Here is a 228-nt window from a genome sequence, read left to right as displayed (position 1 = left end):
CGTCTGGGGCGGAGCAGTTGTCGGTATCCTCCTTAACCTCTTCTGGCCCACCGCACCACGCTGGCTGACTACCCTCGTCTACGTCGCGCTCGGATGGGTCGCGGTCTGGTACCGACCCCAGCTGTGGGCGGGCGGTGGCCCCATCGTCGTGTGTCTGATCGTCGCCGGAGGCGTCCTGTACACGCTCGGCGCGGTCGTCTACGGCACCAAGAAGCCCGACCCCTACCC

1 protein-coding gene is annotated in these 228 nt (G+C 67.5%); it reads left to right on the top strand.

Features of this window, described 5'->3' with window-relative positions; genetic code table 11:
* A partial coding sequence (locus tag QP415_RS13265) for a hemolysin III family protein (RefSeq protein WP_285100379.1) occupies positions 1 to 228 on the top strand: 228 nt, incomplete at both ends.

The organism is Pauljensenia sp. UMB3104 (assembly GCF_030217285.1).
GTDB lineage: Bacteria > Actinomycetota > Actinomycetes > Actinomycetales > Actinomycetaceae > Pauljensenia.
This window is presented reverse-complemented; position numbering and strand designations above follow the sequence as displayed.